15 protein-coding genes are annotated in these 14,724 nt (G+C 68.6%); 7 read left to right on the top strand and 8 right to left on the bottom strand.

Annotation, left to right across the window (positions count from 1 at the left end; all coding sequences use genetic code 11):
• Positions 1-22 precede the first annotated feature (22 nt).
• Positions 23-1,243 carry an MFS transporter gene (locus tag A5659_RS15355; RefSeq protein ID WP_067182236.1) on the top strand — a complete coding sequence of 407 codons (1,221 nt, stop codon included), beginning with the start codon at positions 23-25 and terminating at the stop codon, positions 1,241-1,243.
• A 234-nt stretch (positions 1,244-1,477) separates the two neighbouring features.
• Here A5659_RS15355 and A5659_RS15350 read toward each other — a convergent pair whose 3' ends face one another.
• Complete coding sequence (locus tag A5659_RS15350) at positions 1,478-2,119, bottom strand: MerR family transcriptional regulator (RefSeq protein ID WP_231997843.1); 642 nt, start codon at positions 2,117-2,119, stop codon at positions 1,478-1,480.
• Between the two features lie 119 nt (positions 2,120-2,238).
• Between A5659_RS15350 and A5659_RS15345 the strand changes: the two genes are divergently transcribed.
• The 3 genes from A5659_RS15345 to A5659_RS15335 are packed head-to-tail and all read left to right on the top strand — an operon-like array spanning position 2,239 to position 4,478.
• Positions 2,239-2,670, top strand: a complete 432-nt coding sequence (locus tag A5659_RS15345; protein ID WP_231997842.1) for a hypothetical protein — start codon at positions 2,239-2,241, stop codon at positions 2,668-2,670.
• Between the two features lie 32 nt (positions 2,671-2,702).
• On the top strand, positions 2,703-3,926 hold the full coding sequence (locus A5659_RS15340; RefSeq protein ID WP_067182229.1) for a serine hydrolase: 1,224 nt from the start codon (positions 2,703-2,705) through the stop codon (positions 3,924-3,926).
• Between the two features lie 12 nt (positions 3,927-3,938).
• Positions 3,939-4,478 carry a GNAT family N-acetyltransferase gene (locus A5659_RS15335; RefSeq protein ID WP_066880568.1) on the top strand — a complete coding sequence of 180 codons (540 nt, stop codon included), beginning with the start codon at positions 3,939-3,941 and terminating at the stop codon, positions 4,476-4,478.
• On the opposite strand, the gene A5659_RS15330 is transcribed toward A5659_RS15335, so the two are convergent.
• Genes A5659_RS15330 through A5659_RS15305 form a run of 6 tightly spaced genes read right to left on the bottom strand, consistent with a single transcriptional unit; the run spans position 4,479 to position 11,231 of the window.
• The gene (locus A5659_RS15330; protein WP_197498025.1) at positions 4,479-7,193 is read right to left on the bottom strand and encodes a fumarate reductase/succinate dehydrogenase flavoprotein subunit; all 2,715 of its coding nucleotides are present in this window, start codon (positions 7,191-7,193) and stop codon (positions 4,479-4,481) included.
• Positions 7,190-7,954 (bottom strand): ABC transporter ATP-binding protein, encoded by a 765-nt coding sequence (locus A5659_RS15325; RefSeq protein WP_067142535.1) that lies wholly within the window; start codon positions 7,952-7,954, stop codon positions 7,190-7,192. Before A5659_RS15325 ends, A5659_RS15330 begins: the two co-directional genes overlap by 4 nt.
• Entirely contained in the window at positions 7,951-8,823 is an 873-nt protein-coding gene (locus A5659_RS15320) for an ABC transporter permease (protein WP_066861625.1), read from the bottom strand. The genes A5659_RS15325 and A5659_RS15320 overlap by 4 nt, the downstream gene beginning before the upstream one ends.
• Positions 8,820-10,208 (bottom strand): ABC transporter substrate-binding protein, encoded by a 1,389-nt coding sequence (locus A5659_RS15315; protein ID WP_067182225.1) that lies wholly within the window; start codon positions 10,206-10,208, stop codon positions 8,820-8,822. Before A5659_RS15315 ends, A5659_RS15320 begins: the two co-directional genes overlap by 4 nt.
• Positions 10,209-10,233: 25 nt before the next feature.
• Positions 10,234-10,464, bottom strand: a complete 231-nt coding sequence (locus tag A5659_RS15310) for a ferredoxin family protein (protein ID WP_064885673.1) — start codon at positions 10,462-10,464, stop codon at positions 10,234-10,236.
• Positions 10,461-11,231 carry a GntR family transcriptional regulator gene (locus A5659_RS15305; RefSeq protein ID WP_066861619.1) on the bottom strand — a complete coding sequence of 257 codons (771 nt, stop codon included), beginning with the start codon at positions 11,229-11,231 and terminating at the stop codon, positions 10,461-10,463. The genes A5659_RS15310 and A5659_RS15305 overlap by 4 nt, the downstream gene beginning before the upstream one ends.
• A 227-nt stretch (positions 11,232-11,458) precedes the next feature.
• Here A5659_RS15305 and A5659_RS15300 point away from each other — a divergent pair, with 227 nt between their 5' ends.
• The 3 genes from A5659_RS15300 to A5659_RS15290 all read left to right on the top strand — a co-directional run bounded on the left by A5659_RS15300 (position 11,459) and on the right by A5659_RS15290 (position 13,472).
• Positions 11,459-12,286, top strand: a complete 828-nt coding sequence (locus A5659_RS15300) for a hypothetical protein (RefSeq protein WP_067182221.1) — start codon at positions 11,459-11,461, stop codon at positions 12,284-12,286.
• Between the two features lie 157 nt (positions 12,287-12,443).
• Positions 12,444-12,770, top strand: a complete 327-nt coding sequence (locus A5659_RS15295) for a hypothetical protein (protein WP_067142542.1) — start codon at positions 12,444-12,446, stop codon at positions 12,768-12,770.
• Between the two features lie 33 nt (positions 12,771-12,803).
• Complete coding sequence (locus A5659_RS15290) at positions 12,804-13,472, top strand: response regulator transcription factor (RefSeq protein ID WP_066861611.1); 669 nt, start codon at positions 12,804-12,806, stop codon at positions 13,470-13,472.
• On the opposite strand, the gene A5659_RS15285 is transcribed toward A5659_RS15290, so the two are convergent.
• Positions 13,454-14,724 (bottom strand): HAMP domain-containing sensor histidine kinase (locus tag A5659_RS15285; protein ID WP_067182217.1); only part of this gene is annotated, 1,271 nt, incomplete at its 5' end. The genes A5659_RS15290 and A5659_RS15285 overlap by 19 nt on opposite strands.

Genomic DNA, 14,724 nt, shown 5'->3' with positions numbered 1-14,724 from the left:
CCGCTGGCCATGCTGTCTGGCTATGCCACTCTCGGTGCCTCGAAACGCAATCCAGTCACCCTTCGGCTGCTTCGTATTGGGTAGGGCGGTGTCGTTGGCCGGTAGTGCGATGACACCGGTCGCGCTGAGTCTGGCCGTGCTGCAGGCATCGCATCACATGAGCGACCTTGGTGTGGTGTTGGCCGCTCAGGTCACCGCGCATCTGAGTCTGTTGCTGGTGGGCGGGGTACTGGGTGATCGCTGGCCGCGGCGCGCCCTCTTAGTAGCAACGAATCTGGGAGCAGGCCTGACCCAAGGCCTCGTCGCCGCTGTCTTGCTGACCGGCCATTACCAACTTGCACCGGTAGCGTGTCTGCAGTTCGTCAACGGTGCACTGGAGGCGCTGGGTTCACCCGCGCTGCGAGGCATCGTGCCCGAGCTGGTTGAGCCGGCCCAACTGCCGCGTGCCAACGCAATACTGGCCACCGTAAAGAACCTCACAAAGGTCCTTGGCCCGGGCATTTCCGGTGTCCTCGTCGCGGCCGGCGGCGGCGGGATCGCCGTTGCCATCGATGCCATCAGCTTCCTGGCCGCCGCAGCGGTCTTAGCCCGGCTGCGGCTGGCCATCACGTCCAGCCCGCCCGGAAACGGTGTGTTGACGGAGATACGCCAGGGGTGGCGCACATTCCGGTCAACAAGATGGCTTTGGGCGACCACCGCCTCGTTCGCGGTTATCAACCTCATTGGCACCGGAACATGGCAAATACTGGGTCCCGAAATCACTACAGCGCGGGCCAACGCGCCCGTGTGGGGCATCGCGTTGAGTGCGCGCGCCCTCGGTGCCTTGGTAATGGGCGCAGCGCTGTACCGTCATGCCCCGCAGCGGTTTCTGCGCGCCGGCCAGCTCCTGGCCGTGTTGGGCGCGTTCGGGTTGCTGGGCTTGGGCGTTGGCCTGCCTGCTCCCTGGCTTCTGCTCGCCGCGTTTGTTTCCGGACTGGGATTTGCCGCACCCTCGATCGCCTGGGATACCTGCGTGCACCAGCGCATCCCTCGACACGAGCTGTCTCGGATCTCGGCTTACAACGATCTGCTGTCCTACACATGCGTACCTGTCGGACAGCTACTCGTCGCACCTGCCGCGGCATGGTTAGGGCCAACCAGCGTCGCGCTTTACGCGGCAATCGGTTTCGCAGGCGCAGCGCTCGCGCCGCTCGGCAGCCGCTCAGTGAGTGAACTCCGCCTTCAGCCTCCACCCATGGCGTGAACCTCGCCGAGCCGCAGACACAGAAGACCCAGCGCGTCACATCGCAACGCCCCCTTGTCATTTCGCAGGACGCCGACGCCTCGTAGCGCGATGCGCAGATCGCCCCGTCGCGCTCGATGTGCCGTTACCCGACACCTCTAAGCCCCGGGATCGAACCGACGTCGATTCATGGATCCAGACGGGCAAACCAACCGGACACAGCACGTATCTTCGCCGCCCATCCGGTCCACATGGTCAACTGACGTCGCCGCCTTCTACATCGACGTCTGCCTCATTCTTGGCCAGGCGTTGCGCGGTCAGGCCGGCATGCGCGATGCGGCGCAGTGCCGCGAGGATCGGCTCATAGAAGATAGTTCCGAGCACGGCGTATTCGATTGCTGCCGCCGGCGGTTCCAGCGGCATCTGCTCGATGTCGTAAGCGGCGATGGCACTGATATGTGGCGCGTACGCGCGCAGGCGATCCTCGGTCATCGGAACGCCCGCAGCCTGCGCGTCGGCAAGCGCGCGGTCAAGCTGCGCTACCGCGGGAAGATCGTCGGGCACCTCGAAGTCAAGCGCTGACAACGCGGCCCGAGCCCGTGGGCAGTCCCCATCACTTGCGGCTTGGGTGGGGCGCGAAAGCGCCGCTGTCGCAGCGCCCAGCGTCGCGAAAAGCGACCGGCCCGGGTTGTCGATGAGTTCGACGACCGACCTGATCTGGGAGATCGAGAGACCGAGCGCGGACAGCGCTCTGATCAGCGCGATCCGTCGGACGTGCCGTTCGTCGTAGTGGGCGCGGGTCGAGCTGACTGCGTGGCCTGGCATCAGCACGTTCTCGCGTAGGTAGAACTTGATCGTCGGCACCGACACATGGGTGCGACTCGCCAGCTCCGACATCAGCACGGAAGCGCTCCTTGAAGAAGTCCTGCCAGAACATCTTGACATTAGATACTTCTATTATCCAGTATTGGATAGTAGAAATATCTAATCGATCAATACGATTTCAGGAAGCTATTATGAGCACCTCGCTGATCACTCCCTTCATGAGCATCACGGTGGGGGCCACCATCATCTCGGTCGTCACCATCGCGGCCGGCGGCGTCTTCTTGCTGCGCGTGGTCACCGGAAATCACGAAGCCAACGGTCTGCAGAAATCGTTTTTCCGAGCGGGCCATGCGCACGCCGGTGTGCTCGTGATGCTGGGCCTGCTGTTGTCGGTAGTGGGCAACGCCGCGGGGGCGAGCCCCGCTGTGGCCAACGGCGGAGCGATCGCCGTGCTGCTGGCCGCCATCATGATGCCCGCGGGATTCTTCCTGTCGGTGCTCGGCCGCAACCCGGCGCGCCCGAACCGGATGATCGCGAGCGTGTGGCTCGGCGCGACGCTGCTGATTGCGGGTGTACTCACGTCCGGGGTGGCCACCCTGATCGCGGGAATCGACCGAATCTGAGGACCGCCCGACCGGCCCGCTACCCTGACCAGGTGAATCGCTCGACCCGCTCGACCCTCACAGGCAACGCCGCCTCCATCCGCGAAGTGTGCGACGCCGGCCTGCTTGCCGGCGCGGTCACCATGGTCTGGCAGCGCGGAGAACTCCTGCAGGTCAACGAGATCGGCTACCGCGACGTGGATGCGGGGCTGCCGATGCAGCGCGACACGCTGTTTCGCATCGCGTCGATGACCAAGCCGGTGACGGTCGCGACGGTGATGAGCCTGGTCGACGAGGGCAAGCTGACGCTGAAGGATCCCGTGACCCGGTGGGCGCCGGAGCTGGCCGACCTGCGGGTGCTCGACGATCCGCACGGCCCGCTGGACCGCACCCACCCGGTGAACCGCGCCATCTTGATCGAGGATCTGCTCACCCACACCAGCGGCCTGGCCTACGGCTTCTCGGTGTCCGGGCCGATCGCCAAGGCCTATATGCGGCTGCCGTTCAACCAGGGCCCGGACGCCTGGCTGGCCGCGCTGGCCAAGCTGCCGCTGGTGCATCAGCCCGGCGACCGGGTCACCTACAGCCACTCCATCGACCTGCTCGGCGTCATCGCCGCCCGCATCGAGGACAAGCCGTTCCACCAGGTGCTCGACGAACGGATCCTGGGCCCCGCGGGCATGGCGGACACCGGGTTCTTCGTCTCGCCCGAGGCGCGGCGCCGCGCGGCGACCATGTATCGGCTCGACGAGCACAGCCGGCTGCACCACGGCGTGATGGGGCCGCCGCACATCACCCCGCCCTCGTTCTGCAACGCCGGCGGCGGATTGTGGTCCAGCGCCGACGATTACCTGCGATTCGTCCGGATGCTGCTCGGCGACGGGACACTCGACGGCGTGCGGGTCCTCTCCGAAGAATCCGTCCGGCTGATGCGCACCGACCGGCTCACCGACGAACAGAAGCGGCACAACTTCCTGGGTGCACCCTATTGGGTCGGCCGCGGCTTCGGGTTGAACCTGTCGGTGGTGACCGATCCGGCCAAGAGCGCACCGCTTTTCGGGCCGGGCGGTCTGGGCACCTTCAGCTGGCCCGGCGCGTACGGGACCTGGTGGCAGGCGGACCCCGACGCGGATCTGATCCTGCTCTACCTCATCCAGAATCTGCCCGACCTGACCGTCGATGCCGCCACCGCCGTCGCCGGCAACACGTCGCTGGCCAAACTGCGCACGGCGCAACCACGATTCGTCCGCAACACCTATCGCGCCCTCGGCCTTTAAAGTCACATCGCGATGCCCGAATATCCACCCGACCGCATCAGCGGGCCGCGGCTGTCGCTGCGGCCGCCCACGCTCGACGATGCCGGTGCGCTGTTCCAGCGGGTCGCCCGCGATCCACAGGTCACCAAGTATCTGCTGTGGGCGCCGCACCCCGACGTGGCCGCCACGCGGCGGGTGATCACCGAGAAACTGAACACCAGCGCGGACGAGAAGACCTGGGTGATCGAGTCACGGCACCGCGGCGAGGTGATCGGGCTGGCCAGCTGCCGGCGCTCCGCGCCGCACTCGGTCGAGGTCGGCTACTGCCTGGGCCGCCGCTGGTGGGGCAAGGGGTTGATGTCCGAGGTGCTCGGCATGCTGCTCGCCGCCCTCGACGCCGACCGCGAGGTGTATCGGGTGTGGGCCACCTGCAGCGTGGACAACACGCGCTCGGCGCGACTGCTCGAGCACGCCGGCTTCTTCCTGGAGGGGCGGCTGGCCCGGCACGCGGTCTACCCGACCATGGGGCCCGAGCCCCAGGACAGCCTGCTCTACGCCAAGATTCTGCGCTGACTAGCTGTGCTGCACCGCGCCGTCGAGTTCGAGCGCGCGGCGCGCGTAGGCCCGCACGTCGGCGTCGCCGTCCTTGAGCGCGATGCCCAGCGCGTCCCGGGCGGCGGGCTCGCCGGCCCACCGGGTCAGGCTCAGCACGGCCGCCTTGCGCACGTCCAGATGGGCGTCACCGAGCGCCTCAGCCAGCTGCGGAACCGCGAAGTCGACCGGCGCGCCGCCCAGGGCGCGCGCCGCGCCTTCCCGCACCTGCCAGGCCGGCGCCCGCAGCGCCTGCTTGATGGCGGCGTAATCCTCTTCGCCACAACCCAATTGGCCCAACGCCGCCAGCGCGGCCGCCCGAACCAACGGGTCGGAGTCGGCGACGAGCCGGCGCACAGCCCCGGTCGCCGGGGCCGCCGCCCCCCTCAGCGTCGCCAGCCCGGCCGCCGCCGCGATGCGGACTTCCCGGTTCTCGTCGTCGGCGGCGGCGACCACGCCAGCCACGTCGTCGACGGACACCAGCGCGCGCACCGCCTCGATGCGCACCCGATGATCGACGTCCTCGAGGGCGCGACGGTATTGCCCGGCGTCGCCGGCCCGGCGGGCGGCCAGCACGTACACCGCCGCGGCCCGCACCACCCGATCGCCCGAATCCAGGTGCCGCCGCACGCTTTCCGGCTCCGGCAGCACCTCGACCAGCTCGCGGATGCCGTCGGCGCTGGTCAGTCGGACTCCCGCGTCGTCGTCGCTCAGCGCGGCGACCAGCGCCGGCGCGTACCCGTCGGGGATGTGCTCGGTCAACGTCGACACCGCGGTGCGGCGCACCCCGGGATCCGCGTCGGCGAGATAGGGGCCGAGGTCGGCCATCGTGGGCTCCTCGAGCGCCAGCACCTCGGCGATGCGCGGCGAGGGCGGCTCGAATGTCGTGCTGGCCGAGTTGATTCGGGACACCGCGGTGGCCGGCGCTTGCCCGCCGACCAGCGGCGGCTGCTCCACCGGGTACACCGTCTGGTCGGTGGGCGGCAGGCCGTCCAGCTCCGGGACGGGCACGAAGTAGGGCGCCACCGGCCGCTTGAGGAACACCATCTCGCCGTGGTCGTCCTTGCGCAGGTTGAGGTGATAACCCCATTGATTGTCGTCGCGGCCCGGCAGGTCGGCGCGGTCGTGGTACAGCCCCCAGCGCGATTCGGTGCGGGTGTGCGACGATCGGGCGGCCATCTCGGCGCAGTCCCGGATGAACGACACCTCGACCGCGCGCATCAGCTCGTGCGGATTGCGGGCGCCCATCTCGGCGATCTCGGCGCTCATCCGCTCGAAAGTGCGGATGGCCAGCGACAGCTTGGCCCCGGTCTTGGGGGGTGCGACGTAATCGTTGACGAAGCGACGCAGCTTGTATTCGACCTGCGGCTGCGGCGGTCCGTCCGGATGGCGCAGCGGGCGGTAGATCAGCTCGTGCGCCTCACGCACCTGATCCTCCGGAAGCTGTTGCGGCGCAGCCACTTCGGTCAGCGTCGAGGCGGCGTGCGTGCCGGCCAGATCGCCGAAGACGAACGCACCGATCATGTAGTTGTGCGGGACGCAGGCCATGTCGCCGGCGGCATACAGCCCGGGCACCGTGGTGCGGGCGTGCTCGTCGACCCACACCCCCGACGCGGAATGCCCGCTGCACAAGCCGATTTCGGAGATGTGCATCTCGATGTCGTGGGTGCGGTAGTCATGACCGCGGTTGGCGTGGAAGGTGCTCCGGGTCGGCCGCTCGGTGGTGTGCAGGATGTTTTCCAGCGCGGTCAGCGTCTCGTCGGGCAGGTGCGACACCTTGAGATAGATGGGCCCGCGCGCGGAGTCGATCTCGCTCTTGACCTCGGCCATCATCTGCCCCGACCAGTAGTCGGAGTCGACGAACCGCTCGCCGTGCGCGTTGACCTGGTAGCCGCCAAAGGGATTCGCCACGTACGCACACGCCGGGCCGTTGTAGTCCTTGATCAGTGGGTTGACCTGGAAGCATTCGATGCCCGAGAGTTCCGCGCCTGCGTGGTAGGCCATCGAGTAGCCGTCGCCGGCGTTGGTCGGGTTCTCGTAGGTGCCGTACAGGTAGCCCGAGGCGGGCAGGCCGAGCCGGCCGCACGCGCCGGTGGCCAGGATGACCGCCTTGGCGCCGACCGTGACGAATTCCCCGGTGCGCGTGTTCAGCGCCGCCGCACCGACCGCGCGCCCGCCGTCCACCAACACCCGGACCGGCATCAGCCGGTTCTCGATCTGGATCTTCTCGCGCATCGACCGCTGCCGCAGCACGCGATACAGCGCCTTCTTGACGTCCTTGCCTTCGGGCATGGGCAGCACGTAGGAGCCCGAGCGGTGCACCCGGCGCACGGCGTATTCGCCGTGCTCGTTCTTCTCGAACTTCACGCCGTAGCGCTCCAGCCGCTGCACCATCGCGAACCCGCGGGTGGCGGTCTGATACACGGTGCGCTGGTTGACGATTCCGTCGTTAGCGCGGGTGATCTCGGCGACGTAGTCCTCCGGTTCGGCCTTGCCGGGGATCACCGCGTTGTTCACCCCGTCCATGCCCATCGCCAGGGCGCCGGAATGGCGCACGTGGGCCTTCTCCAGCAGCAGCACCTGCGCGCCGTTCTCGGCCGCCGACAGCGCGGCCATGGTGCCCGCGGTGCCACCGCCGATGACGAGCACGTCACAGTCGAGCCGGATGGGGGTCGCCGGGTCGGGAATCTGCATCATGCCGCCACCGCCGAGTGATCCAGCGCCGCAACGACTTCGGCGCGCAGCGCGGCGCGCTGCCGATCGACGCGCGGCTCCGGCACGTCGACCAGGGTGCGCAGCGGCTGACCGGCCTTGCCCAGCACGGCGATTCGATCGCCCAGCAGCAGCGCCTCGTCGACGTCGTGGGTGACGAACACGATCGTCGTCGGATGGGCACGCCAGGTGTCGATCAGCAGCCGCTGCATGGCCGTGCGGGTCTGGGTGTCCAGCGCGCCGAACGGCTCGTCCATCATCACCGCGCGCGGCGCCCCGGCCAGCCCGCGGGCCAGCTGGACGCGCTGGCGCATGCCGCCGGACAGGCTCTTGGGCAGATAGTCGCCGAAACCGGTCAGCCCCAGCTCGGCGATCCAGCGGTCCGCCTCGGCGCGCCGCCCGGCGCGGGAGACGCCGCGCAGCCGCAGGGCCAACTCGATGTTGGAGCGCACGGTGCGCCAGGGCAGCAGCGCGTTGTCCTGGAACACCATGCCCCGATCGCCCGAGGTGGTCGTCACCTCGTCGCCGTCGGCCACGATCCGGCCCGCGTCGGGCCGCAGCAGCCCCGCCAGGGCCCGCAGCACCGTCGACTTGCCGCAGCCCGAGGGACCGGTGAGCACCAGGATCTCCCCCGGGCGCACCGTCAGGCTCAGCCCGTCGATCACGGGTTCTCCGGTGTAGGACAAGCGAACCCGATCCAGTTCCAGGCTCACTGGGACTTGTTTGAGGGCTTGTTCGAGAGTCATCGCTGCTCCTCCTCCGCTCGCGGCAGCCAACTGGTCACCCGGCGGCCCACGACCTCGACGGCCGCCGCTGTCGCGAAACCCAGCACGCCGATGGTGATGATGCCGACGAACACCTGGGGATAGGCCAGCACGGTGTAGTCCTGCCAGGTGCGATAGCCGATCCCGAGCCGGCCCGAGATCATCTCGGCGGAGATCACGCAGATCCACGCCACGCCCATGCCGACCGACAGGCCGCCGAACACCCCCGGCAGGATGCCCGGCAACACCACCTGCTTGAGCACGTCCCACCGGCCGCCGCCCAGGGTGCGCACCGAGTCCTCCCACAGCGTGGGCAGCGCGCGCACCGCGTGCCGGGTGCTGACCAGGATCGGGAAGTACGCCGCGAGGAAGGTGATGAACACGATGCCCGCCTCGTCGGTCGGGAACAGCAGGATCGCCACGGGCACCATCGCGATGGCCGGGACGGGCCGGACCAACTCGGTCAGCGGGCCGAAAGTGTTGGCGACCAACCGGGATCGGCCCAGCAGCACCCCCGTCGCGACGCCGACCACCGCGGCCAGGCCGAAGCCGGTGAGGATGCGGATCAGCGACTGCGCCAGGTCAAGCCAGTACTCGGAAGTCCCGAGCCGGCGGCCCAGCGCGTGCACGATCTCGGTGACGGTGGGCAGCGTGTCGAAGCGCAGCAGCAGCCGGACCTTGTCGGCGGTGAGCAGCTGCCACAGCCCGATCGCGACCACCACCGACACGAGCCGAAGCAGCCGCCACTGCCACGGCGAGCCAGCGCGCCGCGGGGTGGCCGCCGCCGGGACCGTGTCGACGACTTGCGCGGACACCGGGGCTGCCGGGTCGCCGGTCAGATAGGCGGTCATACCGAACCTCCAAGGGCCTGTTCGTAATTGACGAGGGTGCCGCCCGGGTGCGCGGCGAGGTAGCGATGCGCGCCGGCCGGCGTTCCGAACGGCAGATAGTTCTGTCCGTTTCGCACCCAGACCGCCTTGTCGGCGAACCACCGGGTGCCGAGCTCCGCGTCGGGAACATAGGCGGCGCGGACTTTGGCGCCGTGGGCGGTCGCGTCCCGCACGGCTCGCAGCAGGCTGGTCGGGTCGGCGACCGTTTGGGTGGAATCGGCACCGTCGAGCCACAGTTCGCTTGCCAGCGCGGGATCCCCGCGCAGCGCGGACGGGTTGGCGGTGGCGGCCCGGGCCGCGTCGTAGTTCAGGCCGCGAGCGCCGAACACGGTGCGCAGCGGCCCGTCCTGGACGAAGTTGGACACGTCGAGGTCGGCGAAGTCACCGATCGACTTCAGGTAGGGCACATCGTTTTTCAGCGCCTCCACCAGTGACGGCTTGAGGGTGGTGTCGAACGAGGTACCGCCGGGGCCGTTGTACAGGTACACCACTTCCTGTGGCAGGCCGCTGCCCTGCGCGACGATGCGCGCCGCCTCGAGCGGCTTGGAGTTGAGGAAGTCTCCTGCGTCCAGTTGTGCCTGCAGGAAGGCGCCCAGCACCTCCGGATGCGACGCCGCATACGAGCGCCGCACCACCACCCCGTGCAGGGTGGGCAGGTTCAGTTCGGCTCCGTCGTAGAGCAGTTTGGCCTTGCCCTGAAACACCAGCAGGCCGGGCCAGGCGACGAACTGCGAAAGACCCTGCACCTGACCGGATTCCAAGGCGGAGGCGCCCACCTGCGGTTGCTGGTTGAGCACTTCCACACCTTTGATCCCGGCCCGGTCCAGCGCCCGCATCAACGTGCCGTGCCCGGCCGACCCCACGCTGGCCGAGACCTTGGAGCCGGCCAGGTCGCTCAACGTGGTCGCCGACGAACCCGGCGCCACCACCACCATGTTCAGGGCGCCCTTGGGGTTGTAGCCGGTGATGGAGACGATCTCGGTTTTCGCCAGCGGGTTGGCCTGCGTCTTGGAGCCATTGATAAGCATCGGGTAGTCGCCCATCGAGCCGATGTCGATCTTTTCGGCGAGCATCTGCGCGGTGATCGGCGCGCCGGTGTCGTAATCCTGCCAGCGCACCGCGTATTTGGTGCCGGTGCGGGTGGTGATGTCGGCCAGCCGGCGCTCCAGGTAGCCCTGCGCGCGCAGCAGCGTACCGGCGGTGACGGTGTTGATGGTCTTGGACTGATATCCCACCACCACGTTGACCACACCGGATGACTGCGACAGGGATTCCAGTGAGCAACCGGCGGTGAGCGCGGCGATCGCGATCACGACCGACGCCAGCGCAACGGCGCGTCGTTTCATCAAAGATCCTGGGGTTGAATGCTTTTCAGCGAAGGAGATAGGGCATGTTGACGGTGACGGCGCCGGTGGGACAGCGCGCCGCGCAGGGGCCGCAGTACCAGCACTCGTCGACGTGCATGAAGGCCTTGCCGGTGTCGGGGTTGATGGCCAGCGCATCGAGGGGGCAGACCTCCACGCACAGCGTGCACCCGTCGATACACAGCGACTCGTCGATGGTGACCGGCACGTCGGCGCGGTTGTTGTTGATCAGCGTCATGGGTTGCTCCTCGTCGGCTCGGCTCTAGTTAGGTTGCCGCGCATGGTGATTCGGTCACCGCGCATCCGGATGTACTCCAGGTCGACCGGGGTGCCGTCGGCCAGGCTGGTCAGCCGCTCCAACATCAGCAGCGCCGCGCCGTCGGGCACCTGCAGCGTGGCCGCCGAGTGCGCGTCGGCCGGGATGGCCTCGAGCGCCAGCGCCGCCGAGCCCAGCCGCTGCCCGCTCACCTCCTCGATGAGGGAGAACAGGTCGTTGGTTTCCAGCGGATGGTCGAGCACCCGCCGGCCGATGTCCGGGGCGAGGTAGGTGAGGTCCAGGCTGAGCGGCAGATCACCCAGGTAACGCAACCGCTCGACGAACACCGCCGGCTCGCCCGGCTGCAGCCGCAGCCGGCGGGCCACCGACGGCGGCGCGGTGACCGGCATCGCGGCGCGCACCTCGTTGCGGACCTCGCCGAGATCCTTGAACGTCTCCTTCAGGCCCAGCAGCGCGTCGAGGCCGTGGTCGTATTTGCGCTGCGCGACGTGCGTGCCCACCTTCGGCCCGCGGTCGATCAGCCCCTCTTGCTTGAGGACGGCCAGCGCCTCGCGAATGGTGTTGCGCGATACCGAGAATTCGGCGGCCAGCTGCTGTTCGGCGGGCAGGCCCGCCGGATAGGCGTCGGCGTGGATCTGTTGGCGCAGCACGTCGGCGACCCGGCGGGCGCGATTGGCCCGGGAGTCTTGAATATCCCGGCTAGGTACTGGGTGCGCCACGGGAGTCACGCTAACGCAGCTCAGGGCCACTTTTCGGGTCGCCGATGGGCGTCGGTGACGGCCCCCGGGCGTATTGCGCCGGGCGGCGTTCGGGCCCGACCAGCGAAAACCGCCACCCGCCGCGGCATTGCGCCACCTGCGGGAACCCGTCGGCTTTGTGATCCCGGTGAGCAGAACCTGCCATGCCGTCAAACTCCGGATTCCGTGTCGCGCACCGATGGCGAAAGATGACGTGCATGACCGACGTCTCGAAACTCGCGTTGACCAAGGTGCCGGCCGTCACCCTCGGCTTTTGGCTCATCAAGGTGTTGGCGACGACGTTGGGCGAGACGGGCGGCGACACCGTCACGATGACCCTGAATTGGGGCTACGCCGCCGGGGTCGCGATCTTCGGCGTCGCGCTGGTGGCGCTGGTTGCGGCGCAGATCCTGGCCAAGCGGTTCCACGCGGTCCTGTACTGGGCGACGATCGTGGCCTCGACGACGTTCGGCACCGTGCTGGCCGACTTCGCGGACCGCTCGCTCGGCATCGGTTACACGGGCGGATCGCTGCTGCTGCTGGCCTGCCTGCTGGCCACCCTGGGCTGGTGGCGGTGGTCCCAGGGCACCGTATCGGTCAGCACCGTCTCGACGCCCAGAGTGGAGGCCTTCTACTGGGCGACCATCACGTTCTCGCAGACGCTGGGCACCGCGCTCGGCGATTGGCTGGCCGACACACGCGATCTCGGTTACGAACGCGGCGCGCTGGTGTTCGCGGTCGGCCTGGCGGCGGTCGCCGCCCTGTACTTCTGGACCTCCATTTCCCGCGTCACCTTGTTCTGGGTCGCGTTCATCCTCACCCGGCCGCTGGGGGCGACGGTGGGTGACTTCATCGACAAGCCCGTCGCCGACGGCGGCCTGGCGTGGAGCCGCCCGCTGGCCTCCGCGGTGATCGCGGCGCTCATCGCGGTGTTGCTGGTCATCATCCCGCAGCGTCCCGGCAGGCACCCCGGCCAGCCCAAAGACGATGCGCCGGAAGCCGATCCGGCCGGCGGTGCCGAGCACTCGGACCGCGACGCGCGCTGAACGGCCGGTCCGGCGCCCGCGCTCATCGAGAAGTTAACTCCGGAACCGGGCCCCACCCGCGGCAATGACGCCGGCCCGAGCCGGCTCTCAACGATTTCACAGCGCTTCGGCCGTAGCGTGGCAAAGATCGGTGATCACGGCGTACAAAGGAGCGGGGATGCCACCCGGCACGCGCCAGCTTGCAGGCACGCCCGTGATGATGCTTCCCCCAATGGGTTTGCGGGAGCGTCGCATTGAGGAATGCCCGACCATGTGGTTCAACCGCGACTTCTTCGAACGACCGTGGCCCGACTGGGCAATCGACGTCGACGTCGAGCGCCTGACGACGTTCTTCAGCCACACCACTCCCGGTGAGACCCTCGTCGGCCACCCGGTGCGCATCACGCTGCGAAGCGCCGGCGCCGTGTGGGTGGCGACCAACCGGTTCTGCCGCATGGGCGGCCCGTTCGCCGAGGTGCTGATCGAGGCTCGCTGGCCCGACTGAGGCCGGGTCCGGCTCTCGACGTAGCGTTGACACATGAGAGTCCTGCTCGTCGAGGATGAACCACGGCTGTCCGCGACCGTGACCAGGGGGCTCAAGGCGGAGGGGTTCGTCGTGGTGGCCGTGGGCAACGGTGTCGACGGGCTGCGGGAAGCCACCGAAAACGCTTTTGACGTAATCGTTCTCGACATCATGCTGCCCGGCCTCAGCGGTTATGAGGTGCTGCGCCGGATGCGGTCGCACAACGTGTGGACGCCGGTGCTCATGCTCACCGCCAAGGACGGCGAATACGACGAGACCGATGCGTTCGATCTGGGTGCCGATGACTATCTGACCAAGCCGTTCTCGTTCCGGGTGCTGGTCGCGCGGCTGCGGGCGCTGGTTCGCCGCGGCGCACCGGCGCGGCCGGTGGTGCTCAAAGCCGGGTCGCTGGCGCTCGATCCCGCCCGGCACACGGTGAAACGGGGCTCGACGCCGATCGCGTTGACTCCCCGCGAGTACGGCGTGCTCGAGTACCTGATGCGCAACATGGACGTGGTGGTGACCAAGGCCGAGATCCTGCAGAACGTCTGGGATGCCCACCATCACGGCCCGGACAACGTCGTCGAGGTTTATGTGGGCTACCTGCGCCGCAAGATCGATGTTCCCTTCGGTACCAACACCATCGAGACGATCCGGGGCGTCGGCTACCGGTTGCTGTGCTGAGACCCCTGCCGCGGCAACGTCACAACCATCGTGGTTCCCCCGTACGGCGGGTCGTCGATGGCGACCGTGCCCCCGTGGGCGGTGACGACCTCGGTGACGATCGCCAGGCCCAGCCCGGTCCCACCCCCGCTGCGGGCCCGGTCGGAGTCCAGGCGCACGAAACGTTCGAACACCCGGTCGCGGTCGGCGGGGGCGATTCCGGGGCCGTCATCGCTGACGGTCAGGATCGCCGTCGCGTCATCGCCGCGGACTTCGATGGCGACACACGAAACCGCATGTCGCACAGCATTTTCGACGAGGTTGCGGATCATCCGCGACATCGCCACCGGGTCAGCGTCCAGGCGCACCGGACGGAGATCGGTGTGGATCACGCACCGTGCGTCGCGCCGGGCCCGGTCGGCCTCGGCCCGCGCGAGGTCGTCGAGGGCCACCGGCTCCTTGCGCCGCAGCAGCCGCTGCTCGTCCGCGCGGGCCAGCAGCAGCAGGTCTTCGATCAGCGTGTGCATGCGCTGCGCCTCGGGCAGCAACGTATTGACCGCCAGCTCGGCGTCGAGCAGGTCGGGATGGGCCTCGGCCACTTCCAGCCCGGAGATGATGGTGGCCAGCGGGCTGCGCAACTCGTGGGAGGCGTCGCCGACGAAGCGTTGCTGCGCGCGGTGACCCGCTTCCAGCCGCGAGAGCATCTCGTTCATGGTGACGGCCAGGGCCGCGATCTCGTCGTGGCTGTCGGGGACCGGAACCCGCTCGGCCAGATCGGACGTCGAGATGTCGGCCACCCTGGTCCGGATCGCGTCCACCGACTGCAGCGAGCGGCGCACCAGCCAGTAGGTCGCCCCCGCCACCACCGCGACAATCACCGGCGCGCTGCAGGCCAACAGGATCGCCAGGGCCCGCGCGGTCCCCTCGACCGCCTCGCTGCCCCCGCCCACCAGCACCGTGTAGACACCTGATCGGGTCGCGACTTTCTGGCCGCTGACCCGCATGTCGTCGCCGGCCACCGCGTCGTCAGGCAGGCCGCGACGCAGGTTGAAGTCGAACTGATCCGGCGAGACCAGCGGCGTTTTCGGCGCCGAGCCGGACCGCCTGACCACGGTGCCGTCCGGGCCGATCAACTGGGTAGCGACCACCCGCTGGTCGGTGTGCAGCAGCGCGTTGTCGAGGTCGTCGAACGAATCGGCCTGCAGCGCGCCGGTGATTTCGCGGACCCGTTCGGCGGTGGCGTAATCGACGCCCGCCAGCAGCGACCGGTACA

This window comes from Mycobacterium sp. 1165196.3 (genome assembly GCF_001673415.1).
Classification (GTDB): Bacteria; Actinomycetota; Actinomycetes; order Mycobacteriales; family Mycobacteriaceae; genus Mycobacterium; species Mycobacterium europaeum_A.
Note: the sequence above shows the minus strand (reverse complement) of the source record. Positions and strands in the feature narration are given on the sequence as shown.